We start from the raw sequence: 20,120 nt of genomic DNA on the forward strand, positions 1-20,120 counted from the left end.
CGGCCCGCGGGGACAACTGGCGGCGGCGGGCTCATCCGCAGGCAAACCCACAACCCAGAACCAAAAGCCCGAAACCCTTAACTGATCAGTTTTGGGTTTCGGGCTTTTGGTTCTGGGTTGTGGGTTGGGTTGTGGGTTTTTGGTGTCCTAGCGGTCGGAATCGTGCAGCATCCTCACCGCCGGCGTCTCCAGATCATCCATCTGGCCGCTCCGGGCGCTCCAGACGAACGCGGCGACGGCGCCGCCCACGATGAGCAGGGCGAGGGGGAGCACGATGAAGATCACGCTCATGCGGCACCTCCGGCGCGCGAGGTCGGGCGCGCAAACGTGTGGCCGTACCAGGAGCCGAGTACGACGGTGATGGAGCTGGTGGGCATCAGGATGGCGGCGATGAGCGGCGTGAGGACGCCGAAGACCGCCATGCCGGCCCCCAGGAGATTGTACGCGACCGAGAAGGCGATGTTGCGGCGGATGACGCGCATCGTACGCCGCGCGCCCTCGGTGAGCTCCACGAGCGCGGACAGTCCCGGGCGCGTGAGATAGATGTCGGCCGTGGCGAGGCAGGCTTCGGCGCCGCCGTGGACGCCGATGCCGACATGCGCCGCCGCGATGGCCGCGGCGTCATTCACGCCGTCGCCGACCATCACCACCGTCCCCTGCTGCTTCGCGCGCTCGATGAACGCGAGCTTGTCTTCGGGGGAAGCAGCACCGATGGCGTCTTGCGCGGCAAACCCGAGCGCCCGACCCACCGATGCCACCACATCGGGAGTGTCCCCACTCAGCATCACGGTCCGCCACCCGCGTGCCCGCAACTGCTGGAGCGACCTGGCGGCGTCTTCACGCACACGATCGCCCATCCCCGCTACTGCAACGAGCACGCCATCGACGCTGACATGCACCGGCGTCAGCGTCCGGTCCACCGCGTCGAGCGACGCGCCAATCAGGGGATCGACCTGGGATGTGCCGTCGGCCACAAAACGCGGAGAGCCGATGCGCACCACCCGCCCGTCGATCTCCCCCTCAAGGCCACCCCCCGCCACGTGGCGCGACGCGGTCACCACCGGGACCGGTAGCCCCGCCCACGCGCGGCGGAAGCCATCGGCCAACGGATGCGACGACCCTTCCTCGAGCGCGAGGACCAGCGGCTTCACCCACTCGGCGCCCTGCCACGCCACCAGTGCGGTGCGTCCCTCGGTGATGGTCCCGGTCTTGTCGAGCACCAGCGTCCCCGGCGTCGCGAGCAGCTCGAGGGCATCGCCGCCCTTGATGAGCATGCCGTTGCCGGCGGCGCGTCCCACGGCGACCGTGATCGCGAGCGGCGTGGCGAGCGCCAGCGCGCACGGACAGGTCACGATGAGCAGCGCGATGGCGTCATCGAGCGCATGGTGCGCAACGCTCGGCGACAGCTGCGCCTTGATCACGAACGTCAGCGCTGCCGCGACCAGCACGATCGCGGTAAAGATCCCGGCGAGCCGGTTGGCGTACTGCACGATGGGCGCGCGGCGCTGGGCGCTCTCTTCCACCTGACGCAGCAGCTTCGCAATGCGGCTCGTCTCGCCGGCCTGCTCCACGCGCACCCGCACCGGCGCTTCCACGTTGAGCGTGCCGGCAAAGACCGTGGCGCCTTCGCTCACGCTCGTGGGGCGCGATTCGCCGGTGAGCAGCGCGGCATTCACACTCGAATGCCCACGCACGATGACGCCATCGGCGGCGAACGTGTCGCCAGCTCGTACATCGAGCGTCATCCCGGGGAGCAGCGCCTCGGCGGGGATCTCCCGTACCTGCTCCCCGTCGGCAATGCGGGCCGTGCTCGGCGCGATCGCGTGCAGCAGCTCCGCGGCGTCGGCCGCCAGTCGCTGGCCCCGCTGCTGCAGGAAGCGGCCCACGAGCAGCGCAAAGATGAGAATGGCCAGCCCGTCGAAGTAGACCGGGCCGGTGCCGGTCACCGTGTTGATGGCGCCGCGCACGAACCCCGCCGCCAGCGCGATGGCGATGGGGAGATCCATGTGCAACGACTTCGTCCGCACCGAGGCCAGTGCGCCGGTGAAGAACACGCGCCCCGGCCACCAGAAGCTCGGCACGATGAGCGCAAAGCTGATCCAGCGGAAGAAGTGCGTGTACTGCGCCTCCATCGTGTTCACTTCGCCCGAATAGAGCGCTAGCGCGGCCAGCATCACATTGATCGCGATGGCGCCGGCGATCCCGATGCGTACCAGCATCGCCCGGTCTTCCTTGCGCCGCATCTCCGTGCGCGCCACACCGCGGAAGGGGTGCGGCGGATAGCCCAGCGTATCGAGCGCGCGCGCAATCGCCGAGAGCGGCACCACGGCCGGATCCCACTCCACCGCGGCGAGCGAGCGGCGCACATCGAGCTCGGCGCGGGCCACGCCGGCCTGCAGCAGCGGCACGCGTTCGACGAGCCACACGCAACTCGCGCAGTGCACGCCTTCGAGATAGAGCTCGGTGCGTGCGAGGCCGTTGGGCAGCGCCTGCACGTACAGCGCACTGAACGCCGGGTGATCGAACTCCTCATACGAGCGGCCGGTGGCGCGCACCGGCGCTTCCCGACGTTCAGCGAAGCCGTAGTAGCTGTCGAGTCCGTGCTCGTGCAGAATGGCAAACGCCGTGTGGCAGCCGGTGCAGCAGAATTGCCGCTCGGCGCCGTGTTCTACGAGTCCGGGCGGCACGGCCAGGCCGCAGTGGGCGCAGGCGACGTCGGCGGGTGCGGCGACCGCCGGCGTCGCGAGTCGCATCGCCTCAGTGCTCATGGTGCATCGCCTCCTGCGCCATCAGGTGCGACGCGTGATCGGCCGCCGTGGTGAGATGTCCGGACATCGAGAGCAGGCCCATGATGAGCACCACCACCGCACTGAAGGCGGGGAGGCGGCGGCGGAACGGGGCCAGCAGCTTTTGCGCTCCGACGCCCACGGCGAGCAGGGCGGGGACCGTGCCGAGCCAGAAGATGGCCATCGTGGCGATTGCCGTGCGCACGCTGCCGGTGCCGCCGGCGGTGGCCACGAACACGTACAGCCAGCCGCACGGGAGCAGGGTGGTGAAGAGGCCGGTCATTCCGGCGCGCACGCTCATGGGTTGCGAGCGGACGGCCTGCAGCACGCGGCCCAGCGCCCGCTGCCAGGCCTCGGGCGCGGCGGGCGCCCCCACGGCAAAGCGCCCGACCGCGACGCCGCGCTGCGCCGCGATGGTGCTGAGCGCCCAGCCAACCATGAGCACACCGGCCACGATCGCGGCGGCGTGGCTCACGCCCACGAGCGCACCCGCCTGCGCGACCTGGGCGCCCACCAGGCCGGCAACGGCACCCAGCGTGAGATACGACGTCAGCCGACCGGCGTGATACATCGCATGCGCCCGGAGCGCGGCGGCTTCGGTACCGGGAGACGATCCGGTATAGAAGCAGACGAAACCGCCGCACATGCCGGCGCAGTGCACACTGCCGACCAGACTGGCGACCAGCACGCCGGCAGTGGTGGTGATCATTGCAGCGAACCCGCGGAGTTGGCCGGCGACGCGGCCACTTCGCGCACGGCGGTGACGCGCGTGCTCGACGAGAACTTCGCTCCGTCGCGCGTGGCGTCGACCCGTACCTCCCACTCGCCGCTGTGCGCGATCGGGAGCGCGGCGGTGTACAGCCCGGGCTGTGATTCGGTCAGTACCGCCGTGAGCGTGTCGTTCGCGCGCGCGTTGAAGCGCGTCATGATGGCGACGTGGGCTCCCGTAAGCGGCACCGCCTGCGCATCCCGCAGGGTGACGGTGAGCTGCGTGGCCTTCCCGTTGCCGATCGGCGCGAACTGCGTGCCGACGATCCAGCCGAGCGTGGCGTTGGTCCGCTGCTGGGCCATGGTGGAGTCGTAGTTCACCGCCTTCTTGTAGTAGTCGGGCTCGATCGCAAACGACGGATCGTTGTTGGCGACCTTCATCACCCAGAGATTCGCGGCGACCGTGAGGCCAAGGATGACGCTGACACCAACCGGCCATGCCATGCCTGGTTTCATGGGGTGCTCACTTGCTGGGCGTGACGCCGCCGGTGGGTCCGAGCAGGCGGTACTTCACGGTTTCGTGGTAGCCACGCGCGTCGGACACGGAGATCCAGATCCACTTCTCCCCGGCCGCGAAGGCGCGCGCGGGGAGCAGGACGAACGCGGTGGTGCTCTTGGTGGCACCCGACGCGATCTGCATCGGGTTGTCGGGGGTGACGACGGTGATCTCCTCCGCGCGCGCCCCCGTTGTCCCCAGGCTGTCGAGGACGATGGTGTACGCCATCGGATCGCCGCGCCGGTTGGTGATCTTGATGCGCAGCTGATTGGCAATGCGCCCGTCGGCTTCGACGGTGAACGGATCGCCCAGGCCGCGCAGCACGGTGAGATCGGCCGGTTCCTTGAGGAACATCGCCGTCCCGAGCCCGCCGAGCAGGATGGTGAGCACGATGGGGTAGAGCACCGTGCGCAGGCGCAGGAAGTGCTTGGGCTGGCCGGCGATCTCGTCCTGCGACGAATAGCGGATGAGCCCCGTGGGCTTGCCGATCTTCGTCATGATCTCGTCGCAGGCATCGATGCACTGCGTGCAGTGCACGCACTCCATCTGGAGGCCGTTACGGATATCGATGCCGGTGGGGCACGTCTGCACGCAGGCGTTGCAGCTGATGCAGTCGCCGGCGTTGGGGTCGCGGTTCTTCGCGCCCAGGGCGCGCGGCTCTCCGCGATTGTAGTCGTAGGCGACGATCACGCTCTGCCGGTCGATCAGCGCCGACTGCCAGCGGCCGTAGGGACAGACGATGAGGCAGGTCTGCTCACGGAAGTAGGTGAAGTTGAACCAGACGATGCCGGTGAAGAGCACGACAAAGAAGAACGCGCTCGGATGCTCCGCGGGCGGCCGCAGGATCCAGTCATAGAGCTGGTCGGTGCCGACGAAGAAGGCGAGGAACGTGTGCGACACGAGCAGCGCCATGAGGAAGAACGTGACGTACTTCCCGATGCGACGCGGCGTGAACCACGCGCCCTGCTTGTCGAGCGCGCGCGACTGCGTGTAGCCGCCATCGAACCAGCGGCCGATGGGGCGGAAGAGGAACTCGAGATAGACCGTCTGCGGGCACGCCCAGCCGCACCAGGCGCGGCCGAAGAGGGCGGTGAGCAGGAAGATGCCGATCACGCCGCTGCCCAGCGTGAACATGAACAGCAGCGTGTCGGTGGGCAGAAACGTGTAGCCCATCAGCGTGAACTGACGGCGCGGCAGGTCCATGAGAAAGACCGGCTTGCCGAAGATGCGCAGATGCGGCGCGGCGAAGAAGATCGCCATGAGGAAGTAGGCGACCGCCTGCCGCCGCTGCCACCACTTGCCGTGTGAGGGCTTGGGGCGGATCCAGCGGCGGCTGCCGTCTTCGTTCAGCGTGGGGAGAACCCGTCTCCCCACGCTTGGGGGTGCTGCAGTCTGCGTCACGGCTCGACCGGTGTTCCCTGCGGTGCCTTGGGGTTGGCGGGCGTCGTGCCCTTGAGCGACACGACATACGCGGTCACGGCCTGGACCTGATCGGGCTTGAGGATCTTGCCCCAGTTGGGCATGCCTTTCTCGAGCACGCCGTTCACGACCGTCTTGTAGATGTCGGCCGGTTGGCCGCCATGAATCCAGAACTTGTCGGTGAGGTTGGGACCAATGAGCCCCCCGCCATCGGGGCCGTGGCACGACGCGCAGGTCGTGGTGAAGACGGCCTTACCGGCCTCGACCTTGCTCTTGTCGGCGATGAGCGCGTTGAGCTGGTCGGGGGAGATATCGCCGGTGGGCGCCGGATGCGCCGCGGCATAGGCTTTCATGTCCGCTTCGTACTCCGCGATGCGCCCCTTGCCGATCCCGATGGGGCCCACGTTGAAGTAGTAGATGACGGAGAAGATGATCGTGCCGGCGAAGGTGCTGAGCCACCAGCGCGGCATGGGGTTGTCATACTCCTGGATCCCATCGTAGGTGTGATCCAGCAGCTTGTCCTGCATGTTGTCGTTGGTTGGGCCGGCCATGGATCAGCGCTCCTGCAGGCTGGGGCGAAGCACCGGTCCATCCTCCAGCGGCAGCCGGGCCGCTTCATCGAGCTCCCGGCTGCGCGAAGGAAGGAAGGTGCGAATGGCAATTGCGACGAAGACGATGAGGAAGAGGACCAGCGCGACCTGCGCGTAGAACGACAGGCCGGCGGCCGCCATGATGTCGGAGAGCTTCATCAGTGGCTCCCACCGCTGCGGCCGACGGCCGGCGCCGAGGCCGTCGCCGTGACCTTGATGTCGCGGCCGAGCCGCTGCATGTAGGCCACGATGGCCACGATCTTCTTGTCTTCGAGTCCCTTCGGACCGCCCTCCGACGCGATCGCGGCGGCGACGTCCTTGGCCTGCGCGCGCGCCATAGCCGGCGCCTTGTTCACGGCGTCGCCGTAGGGCACTCCCACCATCGCCATCGCATCGACGCGCTTCTGGATCACGTCGAAGTCGAGCGGCTCGGTGAGGAAGTGCGAGTACGCCGGCATGATGGACTTGGCCGTGACGGCGCGCGGATTCTCGAAGTGCCGCACGTGCCAGAGGTTCGGATACTTGCCGCCCTCACGCGCGAGATCGGGGCCGATGCGGCGCGAGCCCCAAAGGAACGGATGCTCGTACACCGACTCACCGGGCTTCGAGTATTCGCCGAAGCGCTCGGTCTCGTAGCGGAAGGGGCGGATCATCTGCGAATGGCAGTTGAAGCACCCTTCGCTGATGTAGATGTCGCGGCCGGCCAGCTCGAGCGGCGTGTACGGCTTGACGCTCGCGATGGTCGGCACGTTCGACTTGATGAGGAACGTCGGCAGGATCTCGAAGAGCGACGCCACAGCGACGGCCACCACGGTGAGCACCGTGAAGAGCATCGGCGCGCGCTCCCAGGCGCGATGCCACTGCACCTGATTGAAGCGGCCCCACGCGGTGGCGGCCGGCGTCACCGGGTGCGTTTCGACGTACTTGGGCGCGAGCGGCGCCGCTTCGATGACCGGCACCTCGTACTTGGCCGGGCGCGTGGCCCACGTCTTGAAGATGTTCCACCCGAAGATGCCCATGCCGGTGATGTAGAACGCGCCACCCACCACGCGCATCCAGTACATCGGCATCAGCTTGAGCACGGTCTCGATGAAGTCGGGATACTGCAGGCGCCCGGTTTCATCGAACGCGCGCCACATGAGCCCCTGCGTCACGCCGGCGCTGTAGATCGCCACGACGTAGAGCACGATACCCACCGACGCGATCCAGAAGTGCAGCTCCATCGCCCGCTTGCTGTAGACCTGCGTCTGGAAGAGGCGCGGCAGCAGCCAGTACACCATGCCGAACGTCATGAAGCCGTTCCAGCCCAGCGCGCCGGTGTGCACGTGCGCGATGATCCAGTCGGTGTAGTGGGCGAGGGCGTTGACGCTCTTGATGGAGAGCATCGGGCCTTCGAACGTCGACATGCCGTAGGCCGTCACGCCGACGACGAAGAACTTGAGGATCGGATCCTGCGCCACCTTGTGCCACGCGCCACGCAGCGTGAGGAGGCCGTTGATCATGCCGCCCCAGCTCGGCGCCCAGAGCATCACCGAGAAGAGCATGCCGAGGGTGGAGGCCCACTCAGGGAGCGCGGTATAGTGCAGGTGGTGCGGGCCGGCCCAGATGTACATGAAGACCAGCGACCAGAAGTGCAGGATGGACAGCTTGTAGCTGAACACCGGCCCTTCGGCGGCCTTGGGCATGAAGTAGTACATCAGGCCCAGGAACGGCGTCGTGAGGAAGAACGCGACGGCGTTGTGGCCGTACCACCACTGCATGAAGGCGTCCTGCACGCCGGCGTAGATGCTGTAGCTCTTCAGCGCCCCGGCCGGCATGGACAGGTTGTTGAAGATGTGCAGGATGGCGACGGTGACGATCGACGCGATGTAGAACCAGAGCGCCACGTAGATATGGCGTTCGCGCCGCTTGACGATCGTGCCGAAGAAGTTGACCGCGAAGACGACCCACACGACCGCGATGGCGATATCGATGGGCCACTCGAGCTCCGCGTATTCCTTGGCCTGCGTGAAGCCGAAGGGGAGCGTGAGCGCGGCGGAGACGATGATCGCCTGCCAGCCCCAGAAGTGGAACCGGGACAGGGCGTCGGAGAACATGCGCGCCTTGAGCAGGCGCTGGGTGCTGTAGTAGCAGCCCATGAAGAAGGCGTTGCCGGCGAACGCGAAGATGACCGCGTTCGTGTGGAGGGGGCGAAGCCGGCCGAACGCCAGGTACTGGGTATTGAAGTTGAAGAAGGGGTTGGCGAGCTGCAGTGCGATCAGCAGCCCCACCGTCATCCCCACCACGCCCCAGATCAGGGTCGCGAAGAGGAACTTCCGCACGATGTCGTCATCGTACGAGAAGCGGTCGAGCGTGGCGGCCGACGCACGCGGCACGGCCGCATCCGGCGCCGCGCTGGTAGCGGGGGTCATCAGTTGCCCTCGGGCAAAGGGGGAGTGTGGGACGTTGCCGGAGAGTGTAGGTCGTGGACTCCGCTGGCTGAGTCGGGAGGCTCTTGGGAAAGCGTCGGGGAATACCCGATACGGTGGGGGAGAATTGAAAAACCCAGGACCCACGACCAAAAACCCGACACCCTGAACTGATCAGTTCAGGGTGCCGGGTTTTTGGTTGTGCGTTTTGGGTCTTACGCGGCTTTCGCCACCCCTCCCCTCGGCGCCACCACAAACCGCCCGGTCTGCCCCATCTGGGCTTCGGCCTGGGCAGCCAGTTCGTGGGCGGCGCTGGCCGACTCCTCGGCGTTCGCCGCCGCCTGCTGCACCGTGCCGTTGAGGCTGGTCACGGCGTCGCGGATCTGGGCGAGCCCCTCCTGCTGGGAGCTCGCGGCGTTGCCGATCTCCTGCATGACCGCCTGCACGCTGCTGATCTGGCGGGCGACCTCGCCGAGCTGCACGCCGACCTCGCCGGAGATGGCGGCGCCCCCTTCGACACGCTGCACGGCCTCTTCAATGAGGGTGGCGGTGGTCCGCGCCGCGTCGGCCGCCCGCATCGCGAGCGCCCGGACCTCGTCGGCCACGACCGCAAAGCCACGGCCGGCATCGCCGGCGCGCGCCGCTTCCACACTGGCGTTGAGCGCCAGCAGGTTGGTCTGGAAGGCGATCTCGTCGATCGTCTTCACGATCTTGGCCGTCTCCCGCGCCGCCGTCTTCGTCTGCTCCATGGCGGTCAGCAGCCGCTCCATCCCCGACACGCCGGCCTGGGCGGACTGGCTGGCGCTGTGGGTGGTGGCCTGCGCCTCGCGAACATTCGACGCCGTGGACTGCCCCAGGCTCGCGAGTTCGGCGAGGCTGGCGGTGATCTGCTCCAGCGTGGCTGCCTGCTCCGAGGTCACCCGGGCCAGCGCATCCGACCCGGCCGCGATCTCGCCGGCCGCCCCGTCAATCTGCTCGGCGGACGCATGAAGCTTGCTGATGGCGCTCTGCAGGCCTTCAACTGCCTCGTTCATGTCGGCAGCGGTGCGATCATACTCCGGACCGTACCCGGTACCCAGGGCCCGTGACAGATCGCCGTCGCGCATCGCGCGCACCATCGGCGTGAGCGCCGCGAGGAACCGACGGGTCCCCTCCTGCGTGGCGTCGTTCTGCACGCGCAGCGTTTCGACCAGCGCCGCGCTTTCGGTCATCCGGGCGGCCACCGACCCAAAGGTGCCCTGCAGGATCCGGTCGCTCGTCTGGCGCATCGCCCGGCGTTCGGCCACCGCGTGCCCGAGTTCGGCCGCGTGCACATCGAGCGCTTCAACCGCCCCGATGACCGTGCGGAGCGCCGCCGCCACCCCCTCACCGGCCGGCACCACATCCGTCCGCCCCTCGCCCAGCGCGTCCAGCGATTCGAACACCGCCTGCGTCTGGGTCGCTTCCGCTTCGAGCTGACGCGCCAGGAACACCAGCACCGCCGTCTCGAACACGACGAACGCCGCGTGGACGGCCACGATCATCGTGCCGTGCTGGCTGTGGTTCAGCAGGTAGACGCCCACACCCTTCAGCTGCAGGACGTGGAAGAGCACATGGTGCACCGCGATCACCCCGGCCGCGACGACCGGCACCTTCCAATCCCGGTAGGCCAGCAGGAAGGCCAGCGACGCGAAGACGTGGAAGTGGAGCTCGATCAGCCCCCGCGACTGATGAATGAACAGGGCGCTGAACCCCATGAACGCGACCGCCAGCAGGTGGCGCGTGAGGGGGGCGCCAGCGCGCGCGCGGGAGAGGGCAAAGGCGCCCAGCGCCAGGGGGCCGCCCACAAGGAGGGCGGACGTCCACGCCTGGTAGATCGCCCCCAGGAGCAGGGCGACCGGCAGATGGGCAAGGAGGACCACACCAAGGAGACGGTCGGCGCCAACGCGGCTCCGACCGAGGACAGACTGCATAGCCATGGCAATCACGGCGAGGCGGACAGACGGGTCCGCGGAACATCAGATGGCCGACAGCGTCGCCGGTTCGAACGGCCGGGCAAGCATCCCGACCGGCTGAGAGTGTCGGCAGCGGGCGGGGAGCCGCTTTGTCAAGATTTTGGACGAAACGGCGGACTCGTGAGTCCGAAATCCCCCGAAAGGTCTCCCACGCCGATGTCAGGTATTCTCCGGTACCTCTCCGCGCCGCTCGCGATATACTTCGCCCATGCACACTCCTGCCTTTGGCGCCGCGCAGAGCCGCCGCGCCTTTCTCGGAACGGCCGCGGCCTTCGTGGCCGGTGGCGCCCTGGCCCGCCCGCTGCTTGCGGCGGCGGCCCCCCTGCCGGAGGTCAACGTCTATAAAGATGCCGGCTGTGGCTGTTGCAAGGAGTGGGTGAAACACCTCGAGAAGAACGGCTTCACCGTAAAGTCGCATGACACCTCGGACATGCAGACGGTCAAGGCGTCCTTCGGCGTGCCCGAGGCGCTCGGCTCCTGCCACACGGCACGGGTCGGGACCTACGTCGTCGAAGGACACGTCCCGGCTGATCTCATCGTGAAGCTCCTGACCGAGAAGCCGGCCAACGCCCGCGGCCTGGCCGCGCCGGGGATGCCGAACAAGGCGCCCGGCATGCAGCAGCCCGGGCCGCAGCCGCCCTACGACGTCATTCTCTTCGAGAAATCGGGGAAGACGCGCGTTTACGCGACGCGCTGAGCCGCCCGTGAGCGATGCGATGCTGGACGCCCGCGCCGACGCGGACGTCGAGGTCGTTCACGAACCGCCCCCACCGGCCCCGCTCACCATTGGCGGGGTCTTGGTGCACCACGCCGAGGAGCGCGACATCCCGGCGATCGTCACGCTCAACAACCTGTACGCGCCCGATGGCCTCACGCTGCGGCGGAGCGAGGCGTTCGTGACGGCGCACCTGCAGGACTATCAGGTGATCCGCGGCGAGGACGGGAGCATTCTGGGGCAGGTGGCGCTGGACGAGTACTCGCCCTCGCTGGTCGAGCTCGTCTCGCTGGCGGTCGCACCCGACTGTCAGGGGAAGGGGCTCGGGCAGGTGCTCATCACCGCCGCCGAGCATCTGGCGCGGGAGCGGGGGCACGATGAGCTCTTCGCGATCTCCCTGGCCGAGCAGCTGTTCCTCAAGATGGGGTACACGCTCACCAGCATCGAGATCTACCCCGAGAAGATCGCGCGCTACCGGTCGATCTCGCGCTCCGAGCTGTCGATCGGTCGGAAGTTCTGCTTTACGAAAGCGCTGGCGTAGGCTCGCCCTCCGGGGCGAGCTTATGGGATGCACTTCGTTGATCCCCATCTGCCCAAGCGCATCGATCGCTGGCGCAGCCCGGCCCTCGGCCTTGAGATGCCCATCGTGCAGTACGGCTGGCGCGGTCAGCCCGTACTGCTCTTCCCCACCGCCGCCGCCGATTTCCTCGAGAACGAGCGCTTCTGGCTGATCAAGGCGATCGAGCCGCTGCTGCAGCAGGGGCGCATTCGCGTCTTCTCGATCGACAGCATCAACCGCCTCGCCTGGATGGATCGGTCGCTCCCGGTCCCCGAAGCGGCGCGTCGGCAGGCGCTCTACTCGCGGTACGTCGAAGACGAAGTCGTGCCGTATATCCGGCATGCCTGCGGCGACGGCGGCGCACGCGCGATCACGACGGGCGCGAGCTTCGGCTGCTTCCACGCCGCGAACGCCTTCTTCCGTCGCCCCGATCTCTTTGGCGGCGTGATCGGCATGAGCGGGTTCTTCGATCTCGCGGTCAGCTACTTCAAGGGCTACAGCGACGACAACTGCTACTTCAACAACCCGATGTGGTACGTGGCGAACCTCGAGGGGTGGAGCCTCGATCAGCTGCGGCACCACTCCCGCATTGCGATCGTGAGCGGGCAGGGCGCGTACGAGAAGCCCGAGCGCACGCGCGAGTTCCACGATCTGCTCGACCGCAAGGGCATTGGCCACATCTTCGACCTGTGGGGGCATGATGTGAATCATGACTGGCCGTGGTGGAGGAAGATGCTGCCGCATTACCTGGAGCGACTGGGATGCTGAGGCGGGTGTTGAACCGATCGGTTCTGGGTTTCGGGTTCTTGGTTGTGGGTGGTGGGTTCACCGCGACGGCGGGGGCGCAGAAGGCCGCGCAGCCGTATCGGGACTCTTCTCTTGCCGCGCGCGTGGCGCATGTGCGCAAGCTGCTGCGGACCTCGCCGCTGGTGGACGGACACAACGATCTGCCGTGGGCGTTGCGCGAAGAGAAGGAGACGCCGCGCGATGTGGAGGCGTACAACCTGCGCCGACAGACGCGCGGCATGACCGATATCGCCCGGCTGCGCAAAGGGCAGGTGGGCGGGCAGTTCTGGTCGGTCTACATCCCGGGGGAGATTCGCGACTCGGGATACGCCCGCGTGCAGCTCGAGCAGATCGATATCGCCAAGCGCATCATTGCCAAGTATCCCGACGTCTTCATGCCGGCGTTCACCGCCGCTGACGTGCGCAAGGCGTATGCGCAGGGGAAGATCGGCTCGCTGCTCGGCATGGAAGGCGGCCACGCGATCGAGAATTCGCTGGGCGCGCTGCGCGCGTACTACGATCTCGGCGCGCGCTACATGACGCTCACGCACAACGTGACGCTCGATTGGGCCGACGCCGCGAATGACAAGGCGGTGCACGGCGGGCTCACGCCGTTCGGCAAGGAAGTCGTGCGCGAGATGAACCGGCTGGGCATGCTGGTGGACCTGTCGCACGTGAGCCCGGGGGTGATGAGCGCCGCGCTCACCACCACCGAAGCGCCGGTGATCTTTTCGCACTCGAGCTCGCGCGCCATCACGGATGTGCCGCGCAACGTGCCCGACAGCATTCTCGCCCGCCTGCCCAAGAATGGCGGTGTGGTGATGGTGACGTTCGTGCCCGGCTTCGTGAAGCAGGCGGTCGCCGACTACGACAAGGCACTCACCGCCATGCGCGATTCGATCGCGAAGAAGTTCCCGAACGACAACGATGCGCAGTTCAAGGCGGTGGCGGCGTGGCGCGAGTCGCATCCCACGCCGATGGCCACGATTGCCGATGTGGCCGACCATATGGATCACATCAAGCAGGTCGCGGGCGCCGCACACGTTGGCATGGGTGGCGACTACGATGGCATCACCGAAACCGTGAAGGGGCTCGAGGATGTCTCCAAGTATCCGGATCTGCTCGCCGAGTTGGTGAAGCGCGGCTGGACCGACGCCGAGATCACCGGCGTGGCCGGCGGCAATGTGCTGCGCGTCCTCGAGCGCGCCGAAGCGGTGTCGGCGCGTCTCAAGAAGGAACGGCCGGCGTCCACCAAGACCATTCAGCAGCTCGATCGCAAGATCACGCCGTAATCACACGCCGTCAGCACGCCGTCATCACTCCCTGACCCGACTGCTCATGTCGCTCGATCGTCGCACGTTCCTCAAGTCGTCGGCCCTGCTGGGCGGTGCCATCGGGCTCGGCATGCCCGGCGTGGCACAGGCGTTCACTGCCGACGGCGTGCGCCCGCTCGCGTCTCGCCCGGAGACGGGTGAGGCGCAGCCGAAGCCGCTGCGCATTCTCATCCTCGGCGGCACGGGCTTCATTGGCCCGCAGCAGGTGCAGTATGCGCTGGATCGCAAGCATAAGGTCACGCTGTTCAACCGCGGCAAGACCAACGCGGGGCTCTTTCCGAAGGTCCCGCGCCTGATTGGCGATCGCAACGTGGCCGGTGGGCACGACGCGCTCAAGAAGGGCACGTGGGATGTGGTGATCGACAATCCCGTGCGCAATCCGGCGTGGGTGCGTGACGCCGGTGAAGCGCTCAAGGGGCGCGTGGGGCAGTACATCTTCGTCTCCACCATCTCGGTCTTCAGCGACTACTCGAAGCCGGGGATGGATGAGAACGGCCCGTTGCATGCGCCGGGTGCCGAGGCGATCTGGGCGAGCAACGACGCGAGTGCGTACGGCCCGAACAAGGTGCGCGCCGAGATCGAGGCCAAGACGCAGTTCGGCGAAGACAAGCTGACCATCGTGCGCCCTGGCCTCATCGTGGGTCCGGGCGACCTGAGCGATCGCTTCAGCTACTGGCCGGTGCGCATCGACAAGGGCGGGGAAATGATGGCGCCCGGCACGCCGAATGATCCCGTGCAGTACGTGGACGTGCACGATCTGAGCGAATGGATCGTGCGCAACGGCGAGAACCACGTCATCGGCACCTTCAACGCGACCGGTCCCAAGAGTCCGACGACGATGGCCGAGATGCTCTATGGCATCAAGGCGGTCACGACGAGCGATGCCAAGTTCACCTGGGTGCCGGCGGAGTTCCTCGCCGAGCAGAAGGTGCGCGCGTGGAGCGAGATGCCGGTGTGGCAGCCGGCGATGGGGCCGACGCTCGGCTTCATGCAGGTCAACTGCCAGAAGGCGTACGCGGCCGGGCTCACCTTCCGCCCGCTCGCCGACACGGCCAAGACGACGCTCGACTGGTACAAGTCGCGACCGGCCGATGAGCAGGAGAAGGCGCGCGCGGGCATCGCGCCCGACAAGGAGAAGGCGGTCCTGGCCGCGTGGCACGCGAAGAGCGGGAAGTAACCATGGCCCTCTCGCCGCAGCCGCCCAAGCCGCTCAAGATTCTCATTCTCGGCGGGACCGGATTCATCGGGCCGCATCAGGTGGAGTACGCGATGTCGCGCGGCCACAAGGTCACGCTCTTCAATCGCGGCAAGACCAACCCCGGGCTGTTCCCCAAGGTCGAGAAGCTCATCGGCGATCGCAACGCGCCCGATGGCTACGCGGCGCTCAAGGGGCGGCAGTGGGATGTGGTGATCGACAATCCCACGCAGATCCCGCGGTGGGTGCGCGAGGCGGGCGCGGTGCTCGCGCCGAACGTGAAGAAGTATGTGTTCGTGAGCACGCTCAGCACGTACAAGAGCCGCGGCCCGATCGGCATCACCGAAACCGATACGCATCTGCTGCACGACCCGGCACCGGCGGACGCCGAGCCCCCCAAGGCGGCGTATGGCCCGCTCAAGGTGAAGTGCGAGCAGGAAGCCAAGGCGGTGTTTGGCGACGACAAGACGCTCGTCGTGCGCCCGGGGCTGATCGTGGGCCCCGGTGATCTCACGGACCGCTTTTCGTACTGGCCGATTCGCGTGGAGCAGGGCGGCGAGATGCTCGCCCCGGGGACGCCGGACGATCCGGTGGCGTTCATTGATCAGCGCGATCTCACCGAATTCATCGTGCGGCTGTGCGAAGCGGATGCCACGGGCACGTACAACACGGTGGGGCCGCGGGCGGGGCTCACGGTGAGCGAGATGCTCTATGGCTGCAAGGCGGTCACCACGAGCAACACGCGCTTCACGTGGGTGGATGCCGACTTCCTGCTCGAGCGGAAGTTGCGCCCGTACGCCGATCTGCCGGTGTGGATGCCGCCCCGTGGCGACAGTGCGGGGTGGGCGCGCATGAATATCAGCAAGGCGCTCGCGGCTGGGCTCACTTTCCGTCCACTGGCCGACACGGCACGCGACACGCTGACGTATTTCCACGCGCAGCCTCCCGAGCGGCAAGCCGCGCTCAAGGCCGGGCTCGCGCCGGAGAAGGAAGTGCAGGTGCTCAAGGAGTGGCATGCCGCGCACGGCTGATGCTGAGCTAACCGGCCGCCGCGCGTGATCCGCCGCCAGATCGAAAAGCTCGTCACGGTGGAAGCGGGAGAATGGAAGGCCACGCTGCTGGCCTTCGTCTTCTTCTTCTTTCTGCTGGCGAGCTATTTCATTCTGCGCTCCATCCGCGATGCGTTGGGTGTGGCGGCCGGCGTGGGCACGTTGCCGTGGCTCTTCACCGGCACGCTGATCACCACGCTGGTGCTGCAGCCGATCTCGGCGGGCTTTGTGGCGCGCGTGCCGGTGCGGCGGTTCATCCCGGTGGTGTATCGCTGCTTTGGCGCCTGTCTGCTGGCCTTCGGGGCCGCGGTCACGTGGCTGCCGCACACGGAGCGGTGGCTCGTCCCCGTCTTCTGGATCTGGACGAGTGTGTTCAACCTGTTCGTGGTGTCGGTGTTCTGGGGCTTCATGTCCGACACCTTCACCGCGGAGCAGGCCAAGCGCCTGTACGGCTTCATTTCCGTGGGCGGCACGGTGGGCGCGATGGCCGGCTCGCTGGTGACGGCGCTGCTGGCCAAGCACGTCGGGACCGGCGTGCTCGTGCTGATCTCCTGGGTGATGCTCGAAAGCACAGTGCAGTGCGTCAACCGCTTTCCGGTGAGCTTTCGCGGCGAGACGCGCGAGCGCGAAGCGCGCCAGGGGAGCGTGGGAGGCACGGCGTGGAGCGGCATCACGCACGTGCTGAGCAGCGGCTACATGATCGGCATCTGCTTCGCGATGCTGATGTTCACGATCGGCACCACCGTGCTGTACTTCCAGCAGGCCGAGATCGTGAAGGCGGCGTTCGCCGATCGAGGCGCGCGCACGGCGTTTCTGGCCCGCATCGATCTCACGGTGCAGACGCTCACGGTGCTCGCCCAGCTGTTCATCACCGGGCGCATCATCAAGTGGCTGGGGGTCGCGGTGACGCTCTCCATCCTGCCGGTCATGAGCATCATCGGCTTCACCACGCTGGGCTTTATTCCGGCGGCGAGTGCCGTGAGCGCGTTCGTGATCTTCAACGTGCTGCGCCGCGCGGGGAACTACGGCTTCTGGAGCCCCGGGCGCGAGGTGCTGTTCACGGTGGTGTCACCCGAGGACAAGTACAAGGCGAAGAATTTCATCGACACCTTCGTCTACCGGAGCGGTGATCAGATCGGTGCCTGGAGCTACGCGCTGCTGTCGGCGCGCGGGCTGCCGGTGAGTGAGATCTCCCTGCTGGCCGCACCGATGAGTGCGGTGTGGCTGGTGCTCACGATGTGGCTGGGCTGGAAGCAGGGACGCATGCAGCGAGCAGACGAGGCGTCGCCGGCATAAACTGCGGACATGTCCGTCATCGTCCGCACCATCCTGCTATTGAGCGCGTCCAACGTCTTCATGACGTTCGCCTGGTACGCGCATCTCAAGAACCTGAGCGGCAAGCCGTGGTACATCGCGGCCTTCGCGAGCTGGGGCGTGGCCCTCGCCGAGTACCTGCTGCAGGTGCCGGCCAACCGGATCGGGTATACGGCGCTGTCGCTGGGGCAGCTCAAGATCCTGCAGGAGGCAATCGCGCTGAGCGTGTTCGTGCCGTTCGCCTTCTTCTATATGAAGCAGCGGCTGACGCTGGATTACCTGTGGGCCGGGCTGTGCATCGTGGGGGCGTGCTACTTCATGTTCCGGGGTGGGGCGTCGGGGCACTGAGGTGAGACTTGAGAGGTGAGGTCTCGCACGGAGGCACGGAGGGCCACAGAGGGGCACAGAGAACCGCGTAAGCATTTTTTGAACGCAGTGCTCTGTGCCGCTCTGTGCCCCTCTGTGCCTCTGTGCGAGATGTCCCCACCTTCATGGTCGTCAATTGCTTGACATTGTTAGGTGAACCACGTATCGTCCCAGACGTATGACCACCTCAGCCATTCGCACCGCCTCGCTGGCCCGCCGGGAACGGCAGAAGGCCGAGACGCGCCAGAGCATTCTGGATGCGGCGCGCGAGCTGTTCGTGACGGATGGGGTGGAGGCCACCACCATGCGGGCGATTGCGGCCAAGATCGGGTACACCCCCACCGCGATCTACCACCATTTCCGCGACAAGGAGGCCCTCCTCGAGGAGCTCTGCGTGGCGGACTTCGGCGCCCTGGGGCAGGCGATGCTCAAGATCGGCCGGATCGAGGATCCGGCGGAGCGTCTGATGCGCATGGGGGCGGCCTATACCGATTTTGCGCTCGATAATCCGAGCCAGTATCGGTTCATGTTCATGACAGTACACGGACACCCGAACATCGAAGAGCTCGGAGCCGATCGCTTCAAGCCCGATGAGGATGCCTACGGCTTCCTGCTCGCCACCGTCGAGGAAGGGATCGCCAAGGGGATCTTCCGCGCCGAGATGACCGACGGGCCGGAGATCGCCCAGATGTTCTGGGGCTCCATCCATGGCGTCATCTCGCTCTGGTTCACCCACTGCGACGATCCGAACATCGTGCTGCGGAACCCGCGGGAAACCGTCCGGACGATGTGCACCACGCTCCTCCGCGGGGCGCTCCGAAACCCCAGCTAACGCCCCACCGTACCACCTCTCAGACCACACGCACCACCCTGGGCGCCCTCGGCGCCCTTCTTTGGGCCCACTGACTTAACACTGTTATTTCATAAACCGATGAAAAGTACTAGATCGGTGTTCAGACAATACGCAGCGCTGCTCGTGACGGTGCTCGCCGCCGCGCCGGCGATGCCGCTGATCGCGCAAACCGCCACGCCGGTCGCCGCGCCCGCCGACGCCGGCACCGCGCGCGCGCTCCTCGACCGCTACGTCGGCGAGGCGCTGGCCGCCAACCTCGCCATCGCGCAGCAGACCGCGGCCGCGGCGCGCGCCAACGCCGTCGTGCGCGAGGCCAACGGGCGCTTCCTCCCGAGTGCCGGCCTCAACGCCCGCTACTCCGAGTACAGCGGCGTCATCAACATCGGCGACTTCATCAATCCGGCGTACAGCGCACTGAATCAGCTGATCGGCCAGCAGCGCTTCCCGACCAACATCAACGCCACGCTCCCGCTGCGGCAGGAAACCAAGCTGGAGTTCACGCTCCCGCTCTTCTCTGATGCGCTCTTCGGCGCCCGTGCCGCGGCCACGGCGCAGCGCGATCTCGTGGGCACTGGCCGCCACGCGGCAATGCGTCAGCTCGCAGCCGATGTGCAGCTGTCGTGGCTGGGCTATGCCACCGCCGTGCGCGCGGTCGAGACGCTCGAAGCCACCATGCCGGTGCTCGACGAGAATGTGCGCGTCAGTGAGCGCCTCATCGGCGCCGGCCAGGCTACGCCCGATGTCCTGCTGCGCGCCCGCGCCGAACGGAGCGAGGTGCAGCAGCAGCTCGCCGATGTGCGTCGCCAGCGTGATGCCGCGCGGCGCGGATTCAATCTCCTGCGCAATCGCGATGACGAAACGGCCATCACCCTGGCGACGGACAGCACGCTGGTGACGACCGTGCCGCAGTCCAAGGACGAGCTCATCGCGTATGCCCTCACGCATCGGGAAGAGCTCGCGCAGGCCACCAGCGGACAGCGGCTCGCCGACGCGCAGCTCCGTCTGGCGACGGCGAACTATCTCCCCACCGTCGCGCTGGCGGCCAGCTATGGCGTGCAGGGCGATCGCTATCGCTTCGACAGCAAGAACGACGTGGCGCTCGCCTCACTGGTCGTGAGCTGGAATCTCTTCAATGGCGGCCAGGATGCCGCCAAGCGCGAGCAGGCCCAGGCGACGCGGAGTGAGGCCGACTATCGCCGCCGCGAAGCCGAGCGCGCCATTCGCCTGCAGGTGGCCAATGCGTACGACGCCGTCGAAACGGCGCGGACCAATCTCACCGCCGCCGCCGATCGTCGCGCGAGCGCCGAGCGCGCGTTCACGCTGGTGCAGCGCCGGTACGCCGAGGGGCTCGCCAATCAGGTGGAGTTCCTGAGTGCCCGCAGCGCGGCAACCAACGCCGCGCTCAACGAGATCATCACCCGCTTCACCTTCGCGACGCGCGTGGTGGAGCTCGAGCGCGCGGCCGCGCTGCGCGCCCTTCCCAACTGA

General features: G+C 67.1%; 19 protein-coding genes. 10 read left to right on the forward strand and 9 right to left on the reverse strand.

What is annotated here, in order from left to right; genetic code table 11:
- Nucleotides 1-147: 147 nt before the first annotated feature.
- From ccoS to K2R93_18730, 9 genes are all read right to left on the reverse strand, one after another.
- Nucleotides 148-291, reverse strand: a complete 144-nt coding sequence (gene ccoS, locus K2R93_18690) for a cbb3-type cytochrome oxidase assembly protein CcoS (GenBank protein MBY0491875.1) — start codon at nt 289-291, stop codon at nt 148-150.
- The gene (locus K2R93_18695) at nt 288-2,768 is read right to left on the reverse strand and encodes a heavy metal translocating P-type ATPase (GenBank protein MBY0491876.1); all 2,481 of its coding nucleotides are present in this window, start codon (nt 2,766-2,768) and stop codon (nt 288-290) included. The genes ccoS and K2R93_18695 overlap by 4 nt, the downstream gene beginning before the upstream one ends.
- Nucleotides 2,758-3,495, reverse strand: a complete 738-nt coding sequence (locus tag K2R93_18700) for a sulfite exporter TauE/SafE family protein (protein MBY0491877.1) — start codon at nt 3,493-3,495, stop codon at nt 2,758-2,760. The genes K2R93_18695 and K2R93_18700 overlap by 11 nt, the downstream gene beginning before the upstream one ends.
- Nucleotides 3,492-4,010, reverse strand: a complete 519-nt coding sequence (locus tag K2R93_18705; protein MBY0491878.1) for a FixH family protein — start codon at nt 4,008-4,010, stop codon at nt 3,492-3,494. Before K2R93_18705 ends, K2R93_18700 begins: the two co-directional genes overlap by 4 nt.
- Nucleotides 4,011-4,017: 7 nt before the next feature.
- Nucleotides 4,018-5,424, reverse strand: a complete 1,407-nt coding sequence (gene ccoG, locus K2R93_18710; protein MBY0491879.1) for a cytochrome c oxidase accessory protein CcoG — start codon at nt 5,422-5,424, stop codon at nt 4,018-4,020.
- Nucleotides 5,425-5,447: 23 nt separating this feature from the next.
- On the reverse strand, nt 5,448-6,020 hold the full coding sequence (locus tag K2R93_18715; protein MBY0491880.1) for a c-type cytochrome: 573 nt from the start codon (nt 6,018-6,020) through the stop codon (nt 5,448-5,450).
- 3 nt (nt 6,021-6,023) lie between these two features.
- Nucleotides 6,024-6,218 carry a cbb3-type cytochrome c oxidase subunit 3 gene (locus tag K2R93_18720; protein ID MBY0491881.1) on the reverse strand — a complete coding sequence of 65 codons (195 nt, stop codon included), beginning with the start codon at nt 6,216-6,218 and terminating at the stop codon, nt 6,024-6,026.
- Nucleotides 6,218-8,470 carry a cytochrome-c oxidase, cbb3-type subunit I gene (ccoN, locus tag K2R93_18725; GenBank protein ID MBY0491882.1) on the reverse strand — a complete coding sequence of 751 codons (2,253 nt, stop codon included), beginning with the start codon at nt 8,468-8,470 and terminating at the stop codon, nt 6,218-6,220. The genes K2R93_18720 and ccoN overlap by 1 nt, the downstream gene beginning before the upstream one ends.
- 212 nt (nt 8,471-8,682) lie before the next feature.
- Nucleotides 8,683-10,425, reverse strand: a complete 1,743-nt coding sequence (locus K2R93_18730) for a methyl-accepting chemotaxis protein (protein ID MBY0491883.1) — start codon at nt 10,423-10,425, stop codon at nt 8,683-8,685.
- A 244-nt stretch (nt 10,426-10,669) separates the two neighbouring features.
- On the opposite strand from K2R93_18730, the gene K2R93_18735 reads away from it, so the two are divergent.
- The 10 genes from K2R93_18735 to K2R93_18780 all read left to right on the forward strand — a co-directional run bounded on the left by K2R93_18735 (nt 10,670) and on the right by K2R93_18780 (nt 20,120).
- On the forward strand, nt 10,670-11,158 hold the full coding sequence (locus tag K2R93_18735) for a DUF411 domain-containing protein (protein MBY0491884.1): 489 nt from the start codon (nt 10,670-10,672) through the stop codon (nt 11,156-11,158).
- Between the two features lie 19 nt (nt 11,159-11,177).
- Nucleotides 11,178-11,717, forward strand: coding sequence for a GNAT family N-acetyltransferase (locus tag K2R93_18740; GenBank protein ID MBY0491885.1), 540 nt, complete (start codon nt 11,178-11,180; stop codon nt 11,715-11,717).
- 27 nt (nt 11,718-11,744) lie between these two features.
- A complete protein-coding gene (locus tag K2R93_18745) occupies nt 11,745-12,503 on the forward strand; it encodes a hypothetical protein (GenBank protein MBY0491886.1) in 759 nt (252 codons plus the stop codon).
- Complete coding sequence (locus K2R93_18750; GenBank protein ID MBY0491887.1) at nt 12,497-13,813, forward strand: dipeptidase; 1,317 nt, start codon at nt 12,497-12,499, stop codon at nt 13,811-13,813. The genes K2R93_18745 and K2R93_18750 overlap by 7 nt, the downstream gene beginning before the upstream one ends.
- 46 nt (nt 13,814-13,859) lie before the next feature.
- The gene (locus K2R93_18755) at nt 13,860-15,032 is read left to right on the forward strand and encodes a twin-arginine translocation signal domain-containing protein (protein MBY0491888.1); all 1,173 of its coding nucleotides are present in this window, start codon (nt 13,860-13,862) and stop codon (nt 15,030-15,032) included.
- 2 nt (nt 15,033-15,034) lie between these two features.
- Nucleotides 15,035-16,081, forward strand: a complete 1,047-nt coding sequence (locus K2R93_18760) for an NAD-dependent epimerase/dehydratase family protein (protein MBY0491889.1) — start codon at nt 15,035-15,037, stop codon at nt 16,079-16,081.
- Between the two features lie 24 nt (nt 16,082-16,105).
- Nucleotides 16,106-17,395 (forward strand): MFS transporter, encoded by a 1,290-nt coding sequence (locus tag K2R93_18765; GenBank protein ID MBY0491890.1) that lies wholly within the window; start codon nt 16,106-16,108, stop codon nt 17,393-17,395.
- Nucleotides 17,396-17,404: 9 nt separating this feature from the next.
- Nucleotides 17,405-17,761, forward strand: a complete 357-nt coding sequence (locus K2R93_18770) for a DMT family protein (protein ID MBY0491891.1) — start codon at nt 17,405-17,407, stop codon at nt 17,759-17,761.
- Between the two features lie 196 nt (nt 17,762-17,957).
- A complete protein-coding gene (locus K2R93_18775) occupies nt 17,958-18,611 on the forward strand; it encodes a TetR/AcrR family transcriptional regulator (protein MBY0491892.1) in 654 nt (217 codons plus the stop codon).
- A 99-nt stretch (nt 18,612-18,710) separates the two neighbouring features.
- Nucleotides 18,711-20,120, forward strand: coding sequence for a TolC family protein (locus K2R93_18780; GenBank protein ID MBY0491893.1), 1,410 nt, complete (start codon nt 18,711-18,713; stop codon nt 20,118-20,120).

This window comes from Gemmatimonadaceae bacterium (genome assembly GCA_019752115.1).
Classification (GTDB): domain Bacteria; phylum Gemmatimonadota; class Gemmatimonadetes; order Gemmatimonadales; family Gemmatimonadaceae; genus Gemmatimonas.

Coding starts and splice junctions, on each gene's coding strand:
- ccoS (MBY0491875.1), bottom strand. CDS start 291: ATGAGCGTGATCTTCATCGTGCTCCCCCTCGCCCTGCTCATCGTGGGC.
- K2R93_18695 (MBY0491876.1), bottom strand. CDS start 2,768: ATGAGCACTGAGGCGATGCGACTCGCGACGCCGGCGGTCGCCGCACCC.
- K2R93_18700 (MBY0491877.1), bottom strand. CDS start 3,495: ATGATCACCACCACTGCCGGCGTGCTGGTCGCCAGTCTGGTCGGCAGT.
- K2R93_18705 (MBY0491878.1), bottom strand. CDS start 4,010: ATGAAACCAGGCATGGCATGGCCGGTTGGTGTCAGCGTCATCCTTGGC.
- K2R93_18715 (MBY0491880.1), bottom strand. CDS start 6,020: ATGGCCGGCCCAACCAACGACAACATGCAGGACAAGCTGCTGGATCAC.
- K2R93_18720 (MBY0491881.1), bottom strand. CDS start 6,218: ATGAAGCTCTCCGACATCATGGCGGCCGCCGGCCTGTCGTTCTACGCG.
- ccoN (MBY0491882.1), bottom strand. CDS start 8,470: ATGACCCCCGCTACCAGCGCGGCGCCGGATGCGGCCGTGCCGCGTGCG.
- K2R93_18730 (MBY0491883.1), bottom strand. CDS start 10,425: ATGGCTATGCAGTCTGTCCTCGGTCGGAGCCGCGTTGGCGCCGACCGT.
- K2R93_18735 (MBY0491884.1), top strand. CDS start 10,670: ATGCACACTCCTGCCTTTGGCGCCGCGCAGAGCCGCCGCGCCTTTCTC.
- K2R93_18740 (MBY0491885.1), top strand. CDS start 11,178: ATGCTGGACGCCCGCGCCGACGCGGACGTCGAGGTCGTTCACGAACCG.
- K2R93_18745 (MBY0491886.1), top strand. CDS start 11,745: ATGCACTTCGTTGATCCCCATCTGCCCAAGCGCATCGATCGCTGGCGC.
- K2R93_18750 (MBY0491887.1), top strand. CDS start 12,497: ATGCTGAGGCGGGTGTTGAACCGATCGGTTCTGGGTTTCGGGTTCTTG.
- K2R93_18755 (MBY0491888.1), top strand. CDS start 13,860: ATGTCGCTCGATCGTCGCACGTTCCTCAAGTCGTCGGCCCTGCTGGGC.
- K2R93_18760 (MBY0491889.1), top strand. CDS start 15,035: ATGGCCCTCTCGCCGCAGCCGCCCAAGCCGCTCAAGATTCTCATTCTC.
- K2R93_18770 (MBY0491891.1), top strand. CDS start 17,405: ATGTCCGTCATCGTCCGCACCATCCTGCTATTGAGCGCGTCCAACGTC.
- K2R93_18775 (MBY0491892.1), top strand. CDS start 17,958: ATGACCACCTCAGCCATTCGCACCGCCTCGCTGGCCCGCCGGGAACGG.
- K2R93_18780 (MBY0491893.1), top strand. CDS start 18,711: ATGAAAAGTACTAGATCGGTGTTCAGACAATACGCAGCGCTGCTCGTG.